This is a genomic window from Sphingobacterium suaedae, assembly GCF_042684625.1.
In the GTDB taxonomy this organism is placed as follows: Bacteria; Bacteroidota; Bacteroidia; order Sphingobacteriales; family Sphingobacteriaceae; genus Sphingobacterium; species Sphingobacterium suaedae.
Genome location: NZ_JBHULR010000021.1, coordinates 336,877 through 353,045, shown reverse-complemented (window position 1 = coordinate 353,045; position 16,169 = coordinate 336,877). Strand labels below are relative to the sequence as shown.

The following is a 16,169-nucleotide window of genomic DNA, read 5'->3' as shown; positions in this document are numbered from 1 at the left end:
CGGTTTCCAAGAAAAAAAGGCGTGAGAAAAATTGATGATTTGTTAACGCGCTGGCAATCATGTGTTAATATCGGAGTCTTTATTTTGAAATAAACGATTATGAAGCGAGACGTAGAATTGGTCGTGATTTCCGACATACACCTCGGAACATATGGATGCCGCTCCGAAGAACTGTTGCGCTATCTTTCGTCCATAAATCCCCGGAAACTCATTCTGAATGGTGATATCATTGATATCTGGCAGTTCCGCAAGAGCTACTTTCCGGAGTCGCATTTGCGAGTGCTGAAATATATCTTGGATCTGGCATATCAGGGTTGCGAGGTAACTTACATAACAGGGAATCACGACGAAATGCTGCGAAAGTTCGGTAAAATGCAGTTCGGTCAAATCACGTTGACGAATCGACTGTTGCTGGATATGGATGGGAAGAAAATCTGGATATTCCATGGAGATGTGTTTGATGCGTCAATTCAGCACACGAAGTGGCTGGCGAAGTTAGGCGGTTGGGGCTACGACCGTTTGATCCAATTGAATAATATTGTCAATTGGGGACTGACGAAATTAGGCCGGGAGAAGTATTCATTATCCAAACAAATTAAAAATTCAGTAAAAAAAGCGGTAAAGTTTATTTCTGATTTTGAAGAAACCGCGTCCCATTTGGCGGTCGAAAATAAATACGATTATGTTATTTGCGGACATATTCATCAACCTCAAATTCGCCAGGTAGAGACCAAAAAGGGCAGTTGTACATACATGAATTCAGGCGATTGGATTGAAAATCTAACGGCCTTAGAGTACCAAAAGGGGCAGTGGCGGATGTTTAGCTATGAGGAGCAGAAGGCCGTGCTGGACAGTTATCCGAATCCGGCGGCGGCCATTGAGTTCAGAAACAGCTTGGAAGAGTTGCTGAATAACATCATCAAAGGAACTGTTTAAAAACGGATGATCTCATCTATTTGCTCGTTGATGAATTTGATGGTAAGGAGGTCTGTTAATCGTCCCGCGGCATCCAATTCTTCCTGTATGGAGGGAATGTGGATTTTTAGTGGAAGCACGTGCATCCGAAGGTAATTGCAAACGCCAGTAAAATGATCCACACCGCGGATATTGCCGTACTTTCCGGAGGATAAGCCGACTAGAACCGCTTTCTTGTGATAGAACGAGGCAGGGAACGCGCAAGCATCGATAAACACTTTCAAAACACCCGGAAAGCTTCCGTTGTATTCGGGAATAATGAATATAAATTTTTGTGCGGCTGAAACCAAACGTTGTATTGGTTCGAACAATGGGCTGCGTTTGCCGTAAAGATCGGTGCCGATAATCGTCTCCGGAAGATCGGAAAGGGGCAAGATTTGCCAACTGTCGTCGCCTTTACGCAATAACTCCTGTTGATAATAGGTGGCTATCTTTAACGAGTTACTATTTGTTCTGTTCGTTCCCGATATGATTAAATTCATCTGTTGTATAGTGTTACAAAAAGCCCTGATTCGATATGAGGGGGTAATGCTATTTTTTGTATCTTAGCAACCTTAGTCATTGGTTAGGACTTTGGCCAAAAATACTAATTTTAACATCATTTAAGCATTTCCTTTATCCGGGAAAACGTAAATTTGAGTTAGTTTTGGGCATGATCTATATCATTGGCTTTTAGATTAAGAAAGGGTTTCAATCTCATGGGAAAAATTATAGCAATAGCTAATCAAAAAGGTGGTGTGGGAAAAACAACGACGTCCATCAACTTGGCCGCAAGTTTGGCGGTGTTGGAACATAAGACGTTGTTGGTTGATGCGGATCCTCAGGCGAACTCTACTTCGGGCATTGGTTTCGATCCCCGGGGTATAAAAGCCAGTGTGTATGAGTGTTTGGTGAATGACCTGGATCCTCGCGAAGCTATACAGCCGACAGATACACCAAATTTGGATCTACTGCCGGCGCATATTGACCTGGTCGGCGCAGAGATTGAAATGATCAACATGCATGAACGTGAGTTTAAAATGATGAAGATGCTGCAGGAGGTGAAGGACGATTATGACTTTATCATCATCGATTGCTCGCCATCGCTGGGTCTGATCACGATCAATGCATTGACTGCATCGAATTCTGTTATTATTCCGGTGCAATGTGAATATTTCGCTTTGGAAGGGTTGGGCAAGTTGCTCAATACCATCAAAATTGTACAAACCCGTCTGAATACGAGTTTGGAGATTGAGGGCATCTTACTGACCATGTACGATGTTCGCCTTCGCTTATCGAATCAGGTCGTCGAAGAAGTGCGTACGCATTTTAGTGACCTCGTTTTTGATACGATTATTCAACGGAACACACGCTTAAGTGAAGCGCCAAGTTTCGGGATTTCCGTCATCATGCACGATGCATCGTGTAAAGGTGCCATCAATTATTTGAACTTGGCGAGGGAGATCCTGCAAAAAAACGGATTAGTAACAGAAAGTTCGCAAACAGCAACAGTATAGTATGGCATTACAGAGAAAAACAGGATTAGGAAAAGGCTTGGGTGCTTTGTTGCAAAGCGAAGATATTCAAGTCTCCAAAAATACGAGCAACAGTGAGTCTGGAGCGAAAGAGACATCCAGCCCTACTGCTGGCAGTATCAATTTTATAAAAATTAGTCAGATTGCCGTTAACCCGTTTCAACCGCGTACCGACTTTGATGAGCAAGCCTTAAAGGAGTTAGCGGAATCGATTACGGTTCAGGGACTTATTCAGCCGATTACGGTTCGGCAGGTCAGTAAAAACGAATACCAACTCATCAGCGGTGAGCGTCGTCTTCGTGCATCAAAAATGGCCGGAATTGATGAGATTCCTGCCTATGTGCGTACTGCCAATGACCAACAAATGTTGGAAATGGCACTGATCGAAAATATACAGCGGGAAAACCTGAACGCGATAGAGGTTGCCTTGAGCTTTCAACGCATGATAGAAGAATGTAACTTGAAACAGGAGCAATTGGGTGAACGGGTTAGTAAGAACCGTTCGACAGTGACGAATTACCTGCGGCTCTTGAAACTTCCCCCAGTGATTCAGGCAGGAATTAGAGATGGCGAAATATCGATGGGACACGCACGCGCGCTGATTAATGTTGGTGAAGTAGAGAAGCAGCTCTATGTTTATCAGGAAATCGTCGAGAAAGGGCTTTCCGTTCGGATGGCTGAAATATTGGTGCGTAATATTCAACAGCAAAGTAAGCCGAAGAAACACCCGGTAGGAAAACAGCTCGATTTTCAATATCAAAAAATAGAAGACGATCTTGCTTCCCGTTTTTCAACCCGTGTTCGTCTTAATCTTAAAAATAGTAAAGGAAAAGGGGCTATTGAAATACCCTTTGAAAGTGAAGACGACCTGAGTCGTATCCTCGAACTATTGGATTGGTAATGCGGTATTTCATTGCAGTTCTATTTTCTTTTGGTGTCTTTTTGTGCACACGGGGGCAAGAAAGGGATACCACCAACGCGGATTCCCTGCGGGCGAAAGCCGCGCTGCAGGATTCAACAATCGTGCAGGATTCTGTAAAGGCTGCGCAAGATACGGTAAAGAAAGAAACCCGTAAAGAGCGTAAGGCACGCGAACGGGCGGAGGCAGAGCGTGAAAAATATTATTACAAAGGGATCAAAAAAGATTCAGCGCGTCTGGAAATTGAACGCCTCTCCCGGGTGGCATGGAGACGGTCTCTTATTCTGCCGGGGTGGGGACAGTATACCAATAAGGGACTATGGTGGGTGAAAGTGCCAATAATATACGGAGGTTTAGTGACCGGATATGTCGTCTTTGATTATTGGCAGTGGTATTACAAAAAGTTTTTGGATGAGCTCGCATTTCGCCTAGAAAATGAGGATAGAAGCGATCCGGATTTGTATAATTTTACGAATGAAGGGCTCGTGTCCGCCAAGGATTATGGTCGTAGAAACCGCGATTTGACCATTTTGATTACGGCGGGCTGGTGGGGACTGAACGTCATTGAAGCCTATGTCGACTCTATGCTGAAAAACCGGTGGGATATTGGACGTGATATGACGATGAAGATAAGTCCCACGTTTTTGCCGAGCTACAGTTATGCAGGAAGTATGACAGGACTTCGTGGATATGGTGTTACGCCCGGAATCAAGTTGACGATGAATTTAAAATAACAAATAACCAGTTCGTTATGCACTTTTGAGGTAAAAACAAGTCGTGCATATCGCTGCTAAAATGAATAAATAAATGAAAATAGTGCTTTTGGGGTATGGTAAAATGGGGCAGCTTATTGAAAAATTTGCACTCAAAAGAGGCCATGAAATCCTATTGATCGTAGATAAAGACAACCGGGAATCAACGTTAGCAAACGACCTTGCGGGGGCGGATGTAGCGATAGATTTTAGTGAACCTGCCGCGGCTATCGGCAACATTAGCCTCTGCTTTGAAGCCAATGTTCCTATCGTGGTCGGAACAACGGGTTGGTATGATCATTTGCAGGAAATCAAATCGGTTTGCCTGGAAGCAAATCAATCGTTGCTATATGGGTCCAACTTTAGCATCGGCGTCAATGTGTTTTTTCATGTAAATAGATTGCTGGCGCAGGCGATGTCTCCTTATAAGCAATATGATGTACAGGTGGAAGAGATCCACCATATTCATAAATTGGATGCACCAAGTGGCACGGCCATCACAATTGCAGAGGGTATTTTAGACCATACGACAGGAAAATCAGCATGGATCAACAACGTGGTGGGAGAAGGAGAGGAATTAATTCCTAAACCTGAAGAGCTACTGATTGAAAGCCACCGTATCGAAGAGGTGCCGGGAACGCACACCGTGTTGTACAGTTCCGAAGTAGATCAAATCGAATTCAAGCATACGGCGCACAGCCGTGCCGGGTTCGCACTAGGTGCCGTTGTCGCAGCGGAATGGTTACAAGGGAAAAAGGGATTTTTTCAGGTAACGGAAATGTTCGATTTTAACCGTGCGTAATAAGGCACGAAATATGTAATTTGTCTAAGGGCATTCGACGACATGAGTAGACGTCGATGATCTTTTGACATGTAGGTTTTTACTTTTTTACTTGACAACATGTGGTATATTATTTTTGCGGTACTCACCATAGCTTCCTTGTACGGCCTATGGCTATTGTTTAAAAAAGCGGGGAAGCAGGGCTGGGAGGCCATCGTTCCGTTTTATAGGGAATATATTATGGCGCAGCTGACCGCTAGACCAACGTGGTGGGTTATTCTTTTGTTGGTACCCATCGTTAATATTTTTATTTTCTATGGATTGTATCTCGATTTTTTGAAGAGTTTCGGCAAAAGACGGTTTTGGGAAACGGCCGTTGCTGTTTTGCTTCCCTTTGTTTATCTGCCGATTTGGGGAAGGGATCCTCAGGTCAAGTATCTAGGCCCGTCAAACACCGAGGAATTCCGAAAAAAATACCCTTACAAAAAAACAGTGGCAAGAGAGTGGGCTGATGCGATCATTTTTGCAACGGTAGCGGCGTCTCTTATTCGTGGTTTCCTGATCGAGGCCTACATGATTCCAACGGGATCTATGGAGCGGAGCCTATTGATCGGTGATTTTCTATTCGTAAGTAAGTTGAACTATGGCCCTCGCGTTCCGATGACGCCGTTGGCATTTCCATTTGCACATCATACCATGCCCATCACAGGGGGGAAAGCGTATTCTGAGCTTATTCAGCTCCCGTATAAACGCTTGCCGGGTTTTCAAGAGATAAAGCGTAACGATGTGGTGGTATTCAACTTTCCTGCAGGAGATACGGTCGTGTTGGAACACCAAGACCAGACTTACGCGGATATGGTGCGCTATATGGGAAAAGAAACGGTACATAACCAATTTACAGTAGTTACTCGCCCCATCGACAAAAGAGAAAATTATATTAAGCGTTGCGTCGGCTTACCGGGGGACGTGGTCTCCATGGAAGGGGCTAAACTGATTGTGAATGGACAACCTGGTTTTGTTCCGCCGGAAATGCAAATGGATTATTACGTGTATACCGATCAATCGGGACTCAATCCAGAACGGATGAAGGATCTGCGTCTCGAGTATTATCCGACCAATCAGCCTGATATTTTTCGGGTGTTTATGACGGCGGACGAAGCAGAAATCGTGCGGGGATGGGGCAACGTGAAATCGGTTGATGTCGGTGTTCTAGATAAAACAGAAAACGCGGGTGATACGTATCCACATGACACACACTATACATGGAATTTCGATAACTTTGGTCCAATTACGATTCCTGCGAAGGGATGGTCCGTGAAATTGGATTCTCTGTCTGCTCCGATGTATGCACGTGCTATTCGAGACTATGAAGGCAACACGTTCGAGAAAAGAGCAGATGGGTATTATGTAAATGGGCAGAAAGTGGAAATGTATACTTTCAAACAGAATTATTATTGGATGATGGGAGACAATCGGCACAATTCGTTAGACTCCCGTGCGTGGGGATTTGTTCCTGAAGACCATATAGTTGGAAAAGCGTTATTTACATGGATGAGCTACGACGAAGATGGAACCTTCTTGTCGAAAATCCGCTGGAATAGAATATTTAAAGGCATAAAATAGCTTGCTCTAGATCGGGTAAAGAGCGCAGAATTTTTGACTATGTGGTATATCGTCGTCTTGGTATGGGCAGCTCCTTCTTTGTACGGCTTAGGGTTGTTGTTTAAGAAGGCGGGCAAACAGGGCTGGGAGGCCATTGTTCCTTTCTACGGCGCATATATGACGACAAGGTTAACAGCTAGACCAGCGTGGTGGGTGTTCCTGCTCCTGCTACCGATTGTCAACATCTTTATTTTCTATAGTCTCTATCTTGATCTTCTCCGATGCTTTGGCAAACGACGCTTTTGGGAAACGGCAGTTGCAGTTTTGTTGCCCTTTATTTTTCTGCCGCTTTGGGGTAGAGATCCAAAAGTCACGTATTTGGGGCGATCGAATACTGCTATATTCCATAAGAAATATCCGTACAAAAAGTCGTTCGTGAGAGAATGGGCAGATGCGCTTATTTTTGCGACGGTTGCTGCAACGCTGATTCGGGGTTTTCTGCTCGAAGCGTATATGATTCCGACAGGCTCCATGGAACGGAGGCTATTGATCGGTGACTTTCTTTTTGTAAGCAAACTAAATTATGGCCCTCGAATTCCAATGACGCCGCTGGCCTTCCCATTTGCACACCACACCATGCCCATCACGGGAGGCAAGGCGTATTCGGAATGGATACAGTTTCCATACCAACGCTGGCCGGGGTTTGAGTCTCTCGAAAGAAATGACGTGGTGGTCTTCAATTATCCCATGGAGGCGGATACTCCTTATAACAGACCAATTGACAAACGCGAAAACTATATTAAAAGAGTTGTGGCCGTTGCTGGAGATGTTGTAGAGATGCATGATGGCGAGTTGCAGGTGAACAATCACATTGGATATGCCTCCGATGATGTACAGCGTGCTTATTTCGTTTATACGGATGGGGCTGGACTTGATGAGCAGCGCTTGATTGACCGTCGGTTTGATTATGCGAAGGATCCGCAAACGGATCTTCCGATTACAGAGCCCTATCTGCTGCATATTACGCGCCAAGAGATGGAAGAGATTAGAAAATGGGCCAATGTGAAGACAATTATACCTTACCAAAACACGGCATCTGCTTTCCCGCATGACGGAAAAAGGAAGTGGACGTACCACGATTTCGGACCTCTAAGTGTTCCAAAACAAGGAGATGTTGTACAGTTATCGGCGGAAACGCTACCAATATATACTCGTCTGATCACTGTTTATGAGGGAAATAAGCTGACCGCAAGGCCGGAAGGCATTTATATCAATGGGCAAAAAACATCGACGTACACGGTGAAAATGAACTATTATTGGATGATGGGAGACAATCGGGACAACTCGGCAGATTCTCGGGAGTTTGGATTTGTACCCGAAGACCATATTGTTGGAAAGGCATTGTTCACGTGGATGAGTTATGATGAACATGGACGTTTTCTTTCCAAAATAAGATGGAACCGGATTTTTAAAGCGATTCACTAATTAAGTTATTGTTTACATCAGGGCGAATATACGAAGGCTGTTCGAACGTATGTCCGAGGACGATGCTGATCGCCGAAACATGTCCTCGGAAGCCGCTTATTTGGCTATGCCTTCAGCGCTGCTAGATACCGTTTAATGGTTTCTTCAAGGCCTAGATACAATGCATCTGCCACCAAAGCGTGGCCAATGCTCACCTCCAGTAAGTCGGGGATATGTTGATTAAAATAGGCCAGATTGTTCAAATCTAAATCATGGCCTGCATTGAGGCCGAGTCCGACCTGTTGTGCTTTTTTAGCGGCTTTAAAATAAGGGGCAATGGCCGCAGCATCGTCATACCCGAATGCTGCAGCGTAGGCTTCCGTATAGAGCTCGATCCGGTCGGTACCCGTTTCTGCCGCGGCTTCTACCATTTCTTCGATTGGATCGACAAAAATCGATACGCGGATACCTGCATCCTGAAATAACTTGACCATATCGCGCAAATATTCCCTATGTTTTATGGTGTCCCATCCGTGGTTCGACGTCATTTGGTTACGTTCATCGGGAACTAACGTCACTTGTGTAGGTCTGTTGGTGATAACCAGATCAATGAATTTTTGTTCTTGACAATTTCCTTCTATGTTAAACTCCGTGGAAATCTCCGCCTTCAGATCGTATACATCTTGGTAGCGAATATGGCGTTCGTCTGGACGTGGATGTACAGTAATTCCTTGAGCCCCAAAACGTTCGCAGGATAACGCCGCCGCTACGACATTAGGGACGTTACCTCCTCTTGAATTCCTTAAGGTTGCGATTTTGTTAATGTTAACCGATAGCTTCGTCATGTTGTTTTTTTAACTGCTGGTGTTGATAACGACACCTCGTTTGTCTGCTGTCTTCGAGACAATACCCCGGGTACTTGTACAAATGTATTTAATTCATCGCACTTCGGACGAATGAAAGTTGGAGAATGTGCGTGCATGTGCTCGTTATTCTCTTGGAGAGACCCGTGTTGTTATCCCGTCAAATAAAAAAGGTGGTTCGTACAAGTTGATCGAAAATCTTCATGAAAATTTCATAAATTGCAGAGGATACATGGAGAATTTCGATCTAAATATACTCAGTGGTTTTCGGCTACTGGATGTCATTGATATCTTTTTGGTAGCAATTATCATCTATTATATCTACAGCTTGATCAAGGGAACGATTGCTGTGAATATCCTCATAGGAGTTGGCTTGTTCTACGGGATATATTTGGTGGTCAAGCAAATGGAAATGCGGTTGCTCACCGAGATATTCGGCGGGTTTATATCGGTTGGTTCGATTGCGTTGATCGTGGTTTTCCAGCAAGAGATCCGGCGCTTTTTGATCCATATTGGCAAAAATATATCCCTTCGACGTAAAAAATTCTTATGGTCGTTCATAGGCACCAAGAAGACTGCGCAGGTGGATCATGGAGAGCAACTGAAACCGATTATCGACGCGTGCCGGAGTATGTCTAAATCCAGAACGGGCGCCTTATTGGTTTTCTCGCGATATTTTGACGAAGAGTATTACCAATCAAGCGGGGAATACATTGACGCTCCGGTCTCGAAACGGTTGCTGGAAAGCATCTTTTTTAAGAATAGCCCGCTGCACGACGGGGCAGTGGTTATTGTTGATTTCCGGATTATGACGGCAAGCAGTGTCCTTCCCATATCGGACAGCGAAGATCTGCCCCCTCAATTCGGATTGCGGCATCGTGCGGCTATCGGTGTGACTGAAGTTTCTGAGGCAATTGCCGTGATCGTATCCGAAGAAACGGGAGAAATTTCTTTAGCCAAGGATGGAAATATCAACATGAACCTAAGTCCGGAAGAACTGGATAAAATTCTAAAAGAAGAGTTGTAGCATGGCGAATATTCTATATCGTCCCATCAGGTGCGTATATTGTTTATTTTTTATTTTGTTTTTCTGAATGATTGTGTAGATTTATAGGAGATAAACCTCAAATTCGCGTTATGCACTTTAACGAGCAAAAACCACTGGATATTGTATTAAACGACCTGTTTGAACATTATCGTTCGCACGTAGCGGACGTTTCCACCATAACGGAAGCGCTTTTGCGAAAAGGCGTCATCCAATCCCAAGCAGATATTGTCAATGATCATATTGCCTTTCGTACATTGGGGGTGCCTCATTTAGGAATATCCTCATTCGAAAAAATATTTAGGGCTTTCGGATATACCAAGCGGGATTATTACTACTTCGAGGGGAAAAAACTGAATGCCTATTGGTATGCTCCCCCCTCTTCGGTATATCCGAGAATATTTGTTTCTGAATTAATTGTTCCGGCACTTGGAGAGGAGTCTCAACGCATCATCAAAAAGTATACGGAGAAGATCGTCACCGACCCCGTGGAGCAATTGGATTTGACAAACGGGCAAGAAGTGGCTGAATTCCTGCAAAAACCACTATGGGATCTACCAACATCCTTAGAATACAAAACATTGTTGCAAGAAAGTGAGTATGCGGCTTGGGTAATTTACAATAGATATTACCTGAATCATTATACGATCAGTATTCATGAACTTCCTGATGGTTATAATACGCTGGAGGAATTTAATGCATTTCTGGAAGGTATTGGTATACAACTGAACACGGCCGGCGGTAAAATAAAAACCAGTGATGATGGGTTATTGCGACAAAGCAGCACGGTGTCGGCATTGTATGATGCTTTATTCGCGGATGGTCAACTATTACCCATAGCTGGGAGTTATGTGGAGTTTGCGGAACGAAGTCCGCTGCCCGCTTTCAGGAATATACCTCGGAATCTGCTTAAACCGGAGCACCGTCGTGATGGTTTTGAAACGAATAATGCGGACAAGATCTTTGAAAGTACGTATACGACACAGATTAAAAAAGAACGCTAACGTCGGCAAACAATAGCCATGGAGGAGAAACTTCACGCGCTTCGAGCATCGTTAAAGGGAGAGTTGCGTTGGGATAAAAAGACGCTGATCATGTATGCGACAGACGCATCAGCCTACCGTGAAATGCCTTTAGCGGTCGCTATTCCCAAGGACGTGGATGACCTTCGCGCCCTAATTATGTTCGCCTCTGCGCATGGGAGTTCGTTGATTCCGCGAACAGCGGGGACGTCCTTAGCAGGGCAGGTGGTGGGGGGCGGGATTGTCGTCGACCTCTCGAAACATTTTAACCAGATTATTGAATTTCATAGCGAACAGAAATGGATTACCGTGCAACCAGGGGTCATCCGAGACGAATTGAATATGTATTTAAAGCCATATCAATTGTATTTTGGTCCGGAAACCTCCACCGCAAATCGCGCGATGATCGGAGGCATGGTCGGTAACAACTCTTGCGGCTCGAATTCCCTTATTTACAAAAGCACGAGAGAGCATACGTTGGCTATAGAAGCCTTGTTGAGTGATGGATCGTTGGTAACGTTTACTGCGCTGTCTTTCGAAGAGTTCTGTGAAAAATGTGCTTTGCCCACGTTGGAGGGAGCGATTTATAAGCATATTCGAAGTTTATTAAGCAATTTTTCCAATCAACAGGAAATCCGGAAAGAATTTCCAAAGTCTACTATCAAACGACGAAATACAGGGTATGCCATCGATCTGTTGCTGGATACGGATCCGTTTACGGCTGGTGGGGATCCGTTTAATTTCTGTAAACTGTTATGCGGCTCCGAAGGAACGTTAGCGTTTATTACATCAATTACGCTAAAAGTCGTGGATCTGCCAAAAAATCCATCCGGCTTGCTTTGTATACATTTTGCTAGTTTGGAAGATGCCCTGCAAGGAAACCTGATTGCACTAAAGCATGAGCCTATGGTTTCCGAGCTTATGGATCATTATATCCTCACGTGTACAAAAAGCAACTTAGCACAAAGCAAGAATCGTTTCTTTGTCGAAGGCGAACCTGCGGCCATCTTGGTGGTGGAGTATGCCGGTGCTGATGTAGACGAAATTGTGGAAAAGGTGCGTGTGGTGGAAGCCGAATTGCGTGAGCTCGGTTTGGGATATCATTTTCCCTTAGTGCTTGGCGAGGATAAAAAAAAAGTCTGGGACTTGCGTAAAGCAGGTTTAGGACTATTGAGTAACACACCAGGTGATGCAAAACCCGTGGCAGTGATTGAGGATACGGCCGTTGCCGTGGAAGATCTTCCCGCATACATTCGAGAGTTTAATGAGATTCTGACACGTTATGGACTCTATTCTGTGCATTATGCGCATGCGGCGACTGGAGAACTTCATTTACGGCCGATTCTAAATTTGAAAACAGCTGAAGGCAAGGCTCAGTTTCGGTTAGTGGCGACAGAAATAGCCAAGCTTGTCAAGAGATACCAGGGCTCCTTGAGCGGAGAACATGGCGATGGCCGTTTGCGAGGTGAGTTTATAGCGTCGATGATCGGAGAGAACAATTACAAAATGCTGCAGGATATCAAAAATGTTTGGGATCCGAATCATATATTCAATCCCGGCAAAATTGTCGATACACCCGCCATGGACTCGTTTTTACGCTACGATCAGGCTGAGGGTCAAAGTAGACCTGTTCCGAGCGTTTTTCGTTATGGCGGTCAGCATATTTTGCAACATGTTGAGCAATGCAATGGGTCTGGAGACTGCCGGAAAACGGCCTTATCCGGAGGCACCATGTGCCCTTCTTATATGGCCACCCGGAATGAACAAGACACAACCCGTGCGCGCGCCAACATACTTCGGGAGATTTTGTCGACGTCCACCAAGGAAAATCCCTTCGATCACCGAGAAATTAAAGATGTATTGGATTTATGCTTAAGCTGTAAAGGGTGTAAATCCGAGTGTCCATCCAGTGTGGATATGGCTAAGCTGAAGGCTGATTTTTTGCAGGCCTATCATGACGCAAATGGTGTTCCTGTTCGAAGTTGGATGATTGCTCATGTGGATCAGCTGACGAAACTCGCTTCACCATTCTCGCTTATTTACAACTGGGTCGTTGAGCACCGAATCTTGGGACAGGCATTAAAACATATGCTTGGATTCGCCCAAGAGAGAGCTTTACCGAAAATAGCGCGGCAATCGTTGCGGAGCTGGTTTAAAAAGCGGAGACGAACGCCACTCCGGGAGGATCGTGGGATTGTTTATTTCTTTTTCGATGAGTTCACGAATTACAATGATGTAGAAATCGGAAAAAAAGCTATTCTTCTATTGGAAGGATTAGGATATTCGGTGGGCATGGTTAATCACCCGAGCAGTGGACGTGCCCTTATTTCTAAAGGCTTGCTTCGGGAGGCTAAAAAAATTGCTAATAAGCAGGTGCACGCATTCGCACCACTGATAGGGACTGCGATCGCCCTTGTAGGTGTGGAGCCCTCTGCGATCCTGAGTTTCCGGGACGAATATGTCGACCTTGTGGATGAAGCGCTCATTCCGGCCGCGGAGACGATCGCGTCACAAGCGTTTACCATAGAAGAGTTTCTGTATAAGGAGATTCTTGCCGGTAAAATTACGCCCGATTTGTTTGCTCATGAAGAAATGGAAATAGCTCTACACACACATTGTCAGCAAAAGGCTTGGGGCCTACAGGATGGCCTCGCTTTTGTTCTACGATTTCTGCCGGGGCGTACGGTACATGTCATTCCCTCGGGATGTTGTGGCATGGCAGGATCGTTCGGCTATGAAAAAGAGCATTATGCCCTTTCGCAAGCTATCGGCAATTTGGTTTTGTTTCCGTATATCCGCAAGAAAAAGCCACAGGAGATCGTCGTAGCTTCTGGAACTTCTTGCCGTCATCAGATCAAGGAAGGCGTTCGCGAACTGGCCGTCCATCCAGTGGAGATTTTGTACGCCGCTTTGCTAAACCGGCAGTAATCTAATCGAAAAGCTAATAGCTACTCGAGCTATTAGCTTTCGTAATTTATTTTTTCGACTGTTCGATCACCTGTGTATTGAGTTTGACGTACTCTTCGTTTCCGGCAGCTTTGGCCATCTCGATACCTTCCGTCGCGGTTTTTACAGCTCCCGCTTTATCTCCGGCTTTCAATTGGATCTTTGCTTTCCAATATTTAATGTGGGGCGCTTTGGCATTGCCTTTATCTGCTTCATTGGCCCAAGTCAATGCTTGGTTGATATCTAGATTGTTGTTGTAATAATATTGCGCAGCTTGAAAATAGGGCTTTTTCTCGCCTTTCATCGCTTCGTCGATCGATGCCATGATTTCTTTGGACTGATCAACGGCAATAGGAAAGGACACTTTCGTGTTTTCCCAAGCCAGTGTCACATCTGCTCCTGTCGGTTTTACATTCTCAAAAGCCATGGTAAACGTTTCTACTTTTTCGTTTAAGGCGTGTGCCTTGGCGGTAAAGCGAACAAAATCTTCCTCTTGCTTGTACTGATAAGCTCCCCATTGATTCGGATTTTTGCTTAAGATAATCGTCCAGTCGCCTTGGGTCGGAATACTCAGGATACCGTATGTACCCGCTGGAACTTTATTGCCTGCAATGGTGACTTCTTCTTCAAAGGTAATATTGGGAATGTTGTTCGCGCCGGTGCGCCAAACCTTATCTAAGGGCTCTAGACCACCAAAGATGACGCGATCATTAACGTTCGGACGTTGATACACTAGGGTGACTTTTTTGATGCCTATCCCTTGTTCAATTTTGGATGTACTACTGGCTGGCGGAAGTTTCACCTGCGCATGGACGTTTACCAGGCCCGCAACGAACATGCCCGTAAGAAGAAAGGTTAAAAATCTTTTTTTCATAAATGTGTATTTTGAATTAAAGATACTAAGATGTTAACAAAGATGGATGGAAGATAGGTTAAAAATAACAGCGCCGTTTCTTTTCTGAGAAAAACGGCGCTGTTCGGTAAGTGCCTGAAAGTTATTTGCCGGCTTTGTGTCCTTTTACGGCAAAGAATAAGATATATAAATAGGCCGGGATCATGGCATACAGGAAGGCGTGTTGAAAGTCAATATGTAAGCTGTCTTTTAGAAACCCATATACTAACGGCCAAATCGCTCCTCCGGCAATACCCATAATCATAATAGCCGATCCCGTTTTCGTAAATCTACCCAATCCCTTTATCCCAAGCGGAAATATCGCTGGCCACATCAGGGAATTGGCTATTCCTAATAGAGCGACGAAAATAAACGATAGGGTGCCAGTTGTGAATACAGAGATTGCGGTGAACAGAATACCTACGATGGTGCAGATGCGCAAAGCAAATTGCTGAGAAACGAATTTGGGAATCGCAACTATACCAATAATATAACCAATAAGCATGCAAAGTAACGTGAACGCTGTTGCGTACGTTACGAAAAACGGATCAACATTAAGTTCGCGCCCATAAACACCGATAATATCGCCCGCCATGACTTCAACTGCTACGCAAAAGAAAATAGCCAAGGAACCTAAAAATAGATGTGGAAACTGAAAGACACTGTTTTTTCTCGTCACTTGTGCAGCAGGGTCGATTTCTTCTTCTGCATCTACATCGACTTCAGGAAGTCTCGTGAATTTGAGGAATATAGCAAATGCGACGAAAATAATGGCTAACGCGATGTAGGGCGTATGCACACGTGCGATCAGACCATCTAGGATAGCGTTTTTTTCTGCCATATCTACGGCTGATTCTAATTGAGCCGTAACTTTTTCAGCATCTTTGAGAAATAAGGTGCCAAAAAGTATAGGAACAATGATACCCGCCGTTTTATTGAAAAAACCGGCAATGGATATACGCTGTGCTGCGCTATCGATAGGCCCAATAATACTTAAATAGGGGTTTACGGCAGTTTGTAGGAGCGCCATGCCTGACCCTTGCACAAAGATTCCGGCGAGGAAAAGCCCATAGCTGCGATTATCTGCAGCGGGAATGAATATCAATGAACCTAACCCTAGGATCAACAAGCTAACGACTAGACCATTTTGGAATCCAATTTTTTTTAGGATCCAGGAACTTGGAATAGCCAGAAAAAAGTAAGCGATATAGGACGCAAAAGTCACAAAAAACGCTTGTAAATCCGTTTCTAGATTACACGCGATTTTTAAAAATGGGATTAACGTACCATTGGCCCAGGTGATGAAACCGAGAATAAAAAATAGGGCACAGCAAATGGCCATCGGGCGAAATTCTGTTTTCCCGGAAGATGTTGAACTCATTGTGTTTTTTTAA

Annotated in this window: 14 protein-coding genes; 10 read left to right on the top strand and 4 right to left on the bottom strand. The window is 44.6% G+C overall.

The genetic code is table 11. The features are described 5' to 3' along the window. Positions 1-99: 99 nt before the first annotated feature. Positions 100-936, top strand: coding sequence for a UDP-2,3-diacylglucosamine diphosphatase (locus ACFSR5_RS20820; protein WP_380906509.1), 837 nt, complete (start codon positions 100-102; stop codon positions 934-936). On the opposite strand, the gene ACFSR5_RS20815 is transcribed toward ACFSR5_RS20820, so the two are convergent. Further along, the gene (locus ACFSR5_RS20815; RefSeq protein WP_380906508.1) at positions 933-1,457 is read right to left on the bottom strand and encodes an NADPH-dependent FMN reductase; all 525 of its coding nucleotides are present in this window, start codon (positions 1,455-1,457) and stop codon (positions 933-935) included. The two genes, ACFSR5_RS20820 and ACFSR5_RS20815, sit on opposite strands and share 4 nt — an antisense overlap. Positions 1,458-1,673: 216 nt before the next feature. Between ACFSR5_RS20815 and ACFSR5_RS20810 the strand changes: the two genes are divergently transcribed. The 6 genes from ACFSR5_RS20810 (at position 1,674) to lepB (ACFSR5_RS20785) (ending at position 8,028) form a co-directional block, all read left to right on the top strand. After that, positions 1,674-2,471 carry a ParA family protein gene (locus tag ACFSR5_RS20810; protein WP_380906507.1) on the top strand — a complete coding sequence of 266 codons (798 nt, stop codon included), beginning with the start codon at positions 1,674-1,676 and terminating at the stop codon, positions 2,469-2,471. 1 nt (position 2,472) lies between these two features. After that, positions 2,473-3,390 carry a ParB/RepB/Spo0J family partition protein gene (locus ACFSR5_RS20805; RefSeq protein WP_380906506.1) on the top strand — a complete coding sequence of 306 codons (918 nt, stop codon included), beginning with the start codon at positions 2,473-2,475 and terminating at the stop codon, positions 3,388-3,390. Next, positions 3,390-4,142: a DUF5683 domain-containing protein gene (locus ACFSR5_RS20800; protein WP_380906505.1), complete on the top strand. Its 753-nt coding sequence runs from the start codon at positions 3,390-3,392 to the stop codon at positions 4,140-4,142. The genes ACFSR5_RS20805 and ACFSR5_RS20800 overlap by 1 nt, the downstream gene beginning before the upstream one ends. A 73-nt stretch (positions 4,143-4,215) precedes the next feature. Next, on the top strand, positions 4,216-4,962 hold the full coding sequence (dapB, locus tag ACFSR5_RS20795) for a 4-hydroxy-tetrahydrodipicolinate reductase (protein WP_380906504.1): 747 nt from the start codon (positions 4,216-4,218) through the stop codon (positions 4,960-4,962). 99 nt (positions 4,963-5,061) lie between these two features. Then, positions 5,062-6,564 carry a signal peptidase I gene (gene lepB, locus ACFSR5_RS20790; RefSeq protein WP_380906503.1) on the top strand — a complete coding sequence of 501 codons (1,503 nt, stop codon included), beginning with the start codon at positions 5,062-5,064 and terminating at the stop codon, positions 6,562-6,564. 39 nt (positions 6,565-6,603) lie between these two features. Further along, the gene (gene lepB, locus ACFSR5_RS20785) at positions 6,604-8,028 is read left to right on the top strand and encodes a signal peptidase I (RefSeq protein WP_380906502.1); all 1,425 of its coding nucleotides are present in this window, start codon (positions 6,604-6,606) and stop codon (positions 8,026-8,028) included. Positions 8,029-8,132: 104 nt separating this feature from the next. Here lepB (ACFSR5_RS20785) and ACFSR5_RS20780 read toward each other — a convergent pair whose 3' ends face one another. Further along, positions 8,133-8,852, bottom strand: coding sequence for a pyridoxine 5'-phosphate synthase (locus ACFSR5_RS20780; protein WP_380906501.1), 720 nt, complete (start codon positions 8,850-8,852; stop codon positions 8,133-8,135). 250 nt (positions 8,853-9,102) lie between these two features. On the opposite strand from ACFSR5_RS20780, the gene cdaA reads away from it, so the two are divergent. The 3 genes from cdaA (at position 9,103) to ACFSR5_RS20765 (ending at position 13,865) form a co-directional block, all read left to right on the top strand. Further along, positions 9,103-9,897 (top strand): diadenylate cyclase CdaA, encoded by a 795-nt coding sequence (gene cdaA / locus ACFSR5_RS20775; RefSeq protein WP_380906500.1) that lies wholly within the window; start codon positions 9,103-9,105, stop codon positions 9,895-9,897. A gap of 110 nt (positions 9,898-10,007) precedes the next feature. Beyond that, a complete protein-coding gene (locus tag ACFSR5_RS20770; RefSeq protein WP_380906499.1) occupies positions 10,008-10,919 on the top strand; it encodes a DUF1338 domain-containing protein in 912 nt (303 codons plus the stop codon). Positions 10,920-10,937: 18 nt separating this feature from the next. Beyond that, positions 10,938-13,865 (top strand): FAD-binding and (Fe-S)-binding domain-containing protein, encoded by a 2,928-nt coding sequence (locus ACFSR5_RS20765; protein ID WP_380906498.1) that lies wholly within the window; start codon positions 10,938-10,940, stop codon positions 13,863-13,865. A gap of 46 nt (positions 13,866-13,911) precedes the next feature. Here ACFSR5_RS20765 and ACFSR5_RS20760 read toward each other — a convergent pair whose 3' ends face one another. Together ACFSR5_RS20760 and ACFSR5_RS20755 are read right to left on the bottom strand one after the other, a co-directional pair. Continuing rightward, a complete protein-coding gene (locus ACFSR5_RS20760; protein WP_380906497.1) occupies positions 13,912-14,757 on the bottom strand; it encodes a DUF2911 domain-containing protein in 846 nt (281 codons plus the stop codon). 121 nt (positions 14,758-14,878) lie between these two features. Beyond that, entirely contained in the window at positions 14,879-16,156 is a 1,278-nt protein-coding gene (locus tag ACFSR5_RS20755) for a sugar MFS transporter (RefSeq protein ID WP_380906496.1), read from the bottom strand. Positions 16,157-16,169: the final 13 nt, after the last annotated feature.

What these genes read in the sequence shown, in the direction of transcription:
- ACFSR5_RS20820 (WP_380906509.1), top strand. Translation starts at nt 100, where the DNA reads ATGAAGCGAGACGTAGAATTGGTCGTGATTTCCGACATACACCTCGGA.
- ACFSR5_RS20815 (WP_380906508.1), bottom strand. Translation starts at nt 1,457, where the DNA reads ATGAATTTAATCATATCGGGAACGAACAGAACAAATAGTAACTCGTTA.
- ACFSR5_RS20810 (WP_380906507.1), top strand. Translation starts at nt 1,674, where the DNA reads ATGGGAAAAATTATAGCAATAGCTAATCAAAAAGGTGGTGTGGGAAAA.
- ACFSR5_RS20805 (WP_380906506.1), top strand. Translation starts at nt 2,473, where the DNA reads ATGGCATTACAGAGAAAAACAGGATTAGGAAAAGGCTTGGGTGCTTTG.
- ACFSR5_RS20800 (WP_380906505.1), top strand. Translation starts at nt 3,390, where the DNA reads ATGCGGTATTTCATTGCAGTTCTATTTTCTTTTGGTGTCTTTTTGTGC.
- dapB (WP_380906504.1), top strand. Translation starts at nt 4,216, where the DNA reads ATGAAAATAGTGCTTTTGGGGTATGGTAAAATGGGGCAGCTTATTGAA.
- lepB (WP_380906503.1), top strand. Translation starts at nt 5,062, where the DNA reads ATGTGGTATATTATTTTTGCGGTACTCACCATAGCTTCCTTGTACGGC.
- lepB (WP_380906502.1), top strand. Translation starts at nt 6,604, where the DNA reads ATGTGGTATATCGTCGTCTTGGTATGGGCAGCTCCTTCTTTGTACGGC.
- ACFSR5_RS20780 (WP_380906501.1), bottom strand. Translation starts at nt 8,852, where the DNA reads ATGACGAAGCTATCGGTTAACATTAACAAAATCGCAACCTTAAGGAAT.
- cdaA (WP_380906500.1), top strand. Translation starts at nt 9,103, where the DNA reads ATGGAGAATTTCGATCTAAATATACTCAGTGGTTTTCGGCTACTGGAT.
- ACFSR5_RS20770 (WP_380906499.1), top strand. Translation starts at nt 10,008, where the DNA reads ATGCACTTTAACGAGCAAAAACCACTGGATATTGTATTAAACGACCTG.
- ACFSR5_RS20765 (WP_380906498.1), top strand. Translation starts at nt 10,938, where the DNA reads ATGGAGGAGAAACTTCACGCGCTTCGAGCATCGTTAAAGGGAGAGTTG.
- ACFSR5_RS20760 (WP_380906497.1), bottom strand. Translation starts at nt 14,757, where the DNA reads ATGAAAAAAAGATTTTTAACCTTTCTTCTTACGGGCATGTTCGTTGCG.
- ACFSR5_RS20755 (WP_380906496.1), bottom strand. Translation starts at nt 16,156, where the DNA reads ATGAGTTCAACATCTTCCGGGAAAACAGAATTTCGCCCGATGGCCATT.